Source organism: Pseudonocardia sp. (assembly GCF_025965585.1).
Taxonomy (GTDB): domain Bacteria; phylum Actinomycetota; class Actinomycetes; order Mycobacteriales; family Pseudonocardiaceae; genus Pseudonocardia.
In genome coordinates, this window is the sequence record NZ_JAOPWR010000243.1 from 1 (window position 1) to 2,697 (window position 2,697).

3 protein-coding genes and 1 pseudogene are annotated in these 2,697 nt (G+C 68.9%); 2 read left to right on the forward strand and 2 right to left on the reverse strand.

All coding sequences use genetic code 11. The features are described 5' to 3' along the window. Positions 1–125: 125 nt before the first annotated feature. Positions 126–257: pseudogene (locus JWR81_RS15635) on the reverse strand (ISL3 family transposase); the annotation flags it as partial. Between the two features lie 6 nt (positions 258–263). Then, a complete protein-coding gene (locus JWR81_RS15640) occupies positions 264–1,037 on the reverse strand; it encodes an SDR family oxidoreductase (RefSeq protein ID WP_297652280.1) in 774 nt (257 codons plus the stop codon). Between the two features lie 83 nt (positions 1,038–1,120). Here JWR81_RS15640 and JWR81_RS15645 point away from each other — a divergent pair, with 83 nt between their 5' ends. Together JWR81_RS15645 and JWR81_RS15650 are read left to right on the forward strand one after the other, a co-directional pair. Further along, positions 1,121–1,738, forward strand: coding sequence for a TetR/AcrR family transcriptional regulator (locus tag JWR81_RS15645; protein WP_297652283.1), 618 nt, complete (start codon positions 1,121–1,123; stop codon positions 1,736–1,738). 229 nt (positions 1,739–1,967) lie between these two features. Beyond that, the gene (locus JWR81_RS15650) at positions 1,968–2,516 is read left to right on the forward strand and encodes a helix-turn-helix domain-containing protein (RefSeq protein ID WP_297652286.1); all 549 of its coding nucleotides are present in this window, start codon (positions 1,968–1,970) and stop codon (positions 2,514–2,516) included. The last annotated feature ends 181 nt before the right edge of the window (positions 2,517–2,697 follow it).

A 2,697-nucleotide genomic window follows, 5' to 3' on the forward strand; every position in this document is an offset into this window, starting at 1 on the left:
CAGGCTCGACGACCCGACCCGACCCGACCCGACCCGACCCGACCCGACCCGACCCGACCCGACCCGACCCGACCCGACCCGACCCGACCCGACCCGACCCGACCCGACCCGACCCGACCCGACCCGACCCGACCCGCCAGCACCGGCCCGCCTGGTTTGAGGCGTTGGCCGACGACCTCCAGGCCCAGCTCGTCAAGGGGGCAGAACGTGGTTAGGTCAGGGCGGCTGGAGCCGCCAGCAGGGGTCTCGTCAGGCACTGTTCGTCAGGGGCGGGAGTGAATGCCGATGCCTCCGGAGACGGCGAGGTTGTTGCCGGTGATGTGGCTGGCTGCGTCCGAGGCGAGGAAGACCACGGCTTCGGCGATGTCGGTGGGGGCGCCGACGCGGCCGAGCGGGATGTCGCGTGCCCAGGAGTCGATCATTTCCTGGGGGACTCCCATCTTCGCGTAGGCGGGGGTGTCGACCAGTCCTGGGCTGACGGCGTTGACGCGGACGCGACGGGGGGCGAGCTCGAGCGCGAGCGCCCGCATGAGCGGCAGCAGGGCGCCCTTGGCCGCGGTCATGGCGGCTCCGAGCCCTTCGCCGGCGCCCACGGTGAAGACGACTGAGGCGCCCTCGTTGAGGAGCGGGAGCGCCTTCTTCAGGGTGAAGAAGTTGCCCTTGTCGTTGATGTCGAACAGGGCGTCGAAGGCGTCTTCGTCGGTTGACTCGATCGGGCCGGGCCGGGAGATGCCCGCGTTAAGGAAGAGCAGGTCGAGGGAGCCGAATCGCTGACGTGCCTGGTCGATCGCACGCTCGATGTCCGGCAGGGATCGCGCGTTCGCCTCGACGAGCGTGATGTCGTCGGGAAGTCCGGCGTCGGCGAGATCGCCGACACCGGTGACCAATACGCGGTAGCCGCGGGAGTGAAGCAGTTCAGCGGTCGCCTTGCCGATGCCGCTGGTTCCACCGGTGATCAAAGCTGTTGGTGCGGACATGAAGCATTCCTTTGCCGTTCGAGGAGAGCTGAGAGGTTGGGCCGCGAGATACGCGGCCACATGTGGCAGCATACGCCTGTGTGGCAGCCACTGCCACTTAGACAGCGAATGCCAGGCTGGCAGTGCGCGGCTATCCTCGTGACATGAAGCAGGAAGCCGCGACAGCGACGGGGACGCCGACCACCCTGCGTGACCGGGCGCGCCACCTAGCCACCCAGGACATCCTGGAGACGGCGTTGCGGCTGTTCACCGAGCAGGGCTACGACGAGACCCCTATTTCGCAGATCGCCCTGGAGGCTGGCGTCTCTCAGCGCACCCTCTTCCGCTACTTCGGCACCAAGGAAGACCTCCTCGGCGGCAACGAGGCCCGTTTCGGGCAGGTCCTGACGGCCGCGATCAGCGAGCAGCCCGCCGAGGCCGGGGCCTGGGCGGCCCTACGCGCAGGAGTCGCAGCCGTACAGGCCTTGCACGACAGCCGCGAACAGGCACTGGAGCGGTTCCGCCTCCTGCACAACACCGCCTCGCTGCGCGCCGGTTGGCTCGAGAAGCGACTGCGTTTCCAGGAGGACCTGCTGCCCCTCGTCAAGGAGCGGATGGACACTGCGGTGGGCGAGACGGATGCCAGAGCCCGCGCGGTGATCGCGACCGTGTTCGGGTGCCTGGACGCCGCATCAATGACGTGGGTCGAGAACGACGGCAAGGGCGACATCATGGACCTCTACGACGAATGCATCGCTGCCGTGCGCGGCTGCCCGCAGTGACCAATCAGTCCGGCAACCGTTGGACCGTGGAGAGCCTCGACGTGCTGGCGCCGCCCCGGGAGTCGGATTGCGCGCGAACCTCTAGTGCGTTGACCACGATCGTTCACCGGGTTGGCGACACGCCGAGTAGCGTCCCGCGCCACGGCGGCTGTTGATCTCACCCTCGATCCCGACATCGGGTCGGTTCGGGAGCGGGGGTCGGATGGCAGAACCAGTCAGAGCGCGGCGATTGACCGATGAGGAGGGTCGACGGCTGACCCAGATCGTGCGCCGTGGGCGGGGCAACCCGATCCGGGTCCGCCGCGCGACGATCATCATGGCGTCGGCGTCCGGCACGCCGGTGCCGGCGATCGCCCGGCTCGTGGCCGCCGACGAGGACACCGTCCGCGACGTGATCCACGCCTTCAACGAGCGGGGGCTGGCCGCGCTGGACCCTCAGTGGGCGGGAGGCCGTCCCCGCCTGATCAGTGACGACGACATCGCCTTCATCGTCACGACGGCCACCGCCCGACCTGCCACGCTCGGGTGCCCGTTCACCCGTTGGAGTATCCGCAAGCTGGCCGCCTACCTGGCCCACTGCCACCAGCGGCGGGTGGTGATCGGCCGCGAGCGGCTGCGGCAGATCCTGCGCGAGCACGGGGCGGCGTTCCAACGAACCCGCACCTGGAAGGAGTCGAACGACCCCGACAAGGACGCCAAGCTCGACCGGATCGAGGAGGTGACCAGTAGATTCCCGTACCGATGCTTTGAGCTTGACCCCCAGAGCCGGACACTGTGATGCTGACGGTGTGGGGTCAGCGAGCCTGCGGGGTGCTGCCCGTATCGTTTCGGTCGGCGATCCAACGCCATCCCATGGCCGCGCGTCGGGCGCGGCCCGACGCCGTCGAGACGAGTCGTTCCAGCGGTCCTTGGCCGAGGAAGTGGCGCCAGAGCAGGGCGAGGACGAGGGCACCGGCCAC

Coding starts and splice junctions, on each gene's coding strand:
- JWR81_RS15645 (WP_297652283.1), top strand. CDS start 1,121: ATGAAGCAGGAAGCCGCGACAGCGACGGGGACGCCGACCACCCTGCGT.